This is a genomic window from Massilia sp. MS-15 (assembly GCF_020176695.1).
GTDB lineage: Bacteria > Pseudomonadota > Gammaproteobacteria > Burkholderiales > Burkholderiaceae_D > Telluria > Telluria hydrophila.
This window is the reverse complement of record NZ_JAIWIA010000098.1, coordinates 1-1,163: the sequence shown is the minus strand read 5'-3', so window position 1 is coordinate 1,163 and position 1,163 is coordinate 1. Positions and strand designations below refer to the sequence as shown.

The window sequence follows — 1,163 nt, the reverse complement described above, 5'->3', positions numbered from 1 at the left end:
CGCGGTCCAGCTGCCATTGCTGCTGGTCCGGTATTCCCAGCCGGCGGCATCGGGAGCCAGGCTGACAGTCACCGTGCCGTCGCTGCTCAGGCCATCGCTGGCGCTGGATCCGGTGTCATTGGCCAGCGCCAGCGAAGGCGCGGCGACCGACTGGTCGATGCTGATCGTGGCGCCGTTGATGGCGGCCGCGCTGGTGTTGCCGGCCAGGTCGGTCTGGCGCACCTGCACCTGTCCGGCGGCATAGCTGCCGGGCGCCAGCGTGAAGCTGCTGCCGCTGCCCGTGGTCCAGCTGCCATTGCTGCTGGTGCGGTATTCCCAGCCGGCGGCGTCAAGCGCCAAGGCGACGTTCACCGTGCCGTCGCTGCTCAGGCCATCGCTGGCGCTGGAACCGGTGTCGCTGGCCAGCACCAGCGAAGGCGCATCGACCGACTGGTCGATGCTGACCGTGGCGCCGTTGCTGGCTGCTACGCTGGTGTTGCCGGCCAGGTCGGTCTGGCGCACCTGGATCTCGCCGGCGGCGTAGCTGCCCGGCGCCAGCGTGAAGCTGCTGCCGCTGCCCGCGGTCCAGGCGCCGTCGCTGCTGGTCCGGTATTCCCAGCTTGCGCCAGGGGCAAGCGTGACATTCACCGTGCCGAGCGCGCTCACGCCATCGGTGGCGCTGGCGCCGGTATCGCTGGCGAGCGCCACACCGGGGGCTGCTGGCGCCGTCAGGATCGCCAGGGCGGAAGCGTTCGCACCCGCCGCGCTGACATTGCCGGCCAGGTCGGTCTGGCGCACCTGGATGTCGCCGGTGGCGTAGCTGCCCGGCGCCAGCACGAAGCTGCTGCCCGAGCCCGCGGTCCAGCTGCCACTGCTGCTGGTGCGGTATTCCCAGCTGGCGACATCAAGGGCCAGGCTGACATTCACGGTGCCGTCGCTGCTCAGGCCATCGCTGGCGCTGGATCCGGTGTCATTGGCCAGCGCCAGGGAAGGCGCGGCGACCGACTGGTCGATGCTGATCGTGGCGCCGTTGCTGGCGGCCACGCTGGTGTTGCCGGCCAGGTCGGTCTGGCGCACCTGCACCTGTCCGGCGGCATAGCTGCCGGGCGCCAGCGTGAAGCTGCTGCCGCTGCCCGCGGTCCAGCTGCCACTGCTGCTGGTGCGGTATTCCCAGCCGGCGGCAT

At 71.0% G+C, this 1,163-nt stretch carries 1 pseudogene; it reads right to left on the bottom strand.

From position 1 onward, the window contains the following. Window positions 1-1,163 (bottom strand): annotated as a pseudogene (locus LCI23_RS20440) (hypothetical protein); the annotation flags it as partial.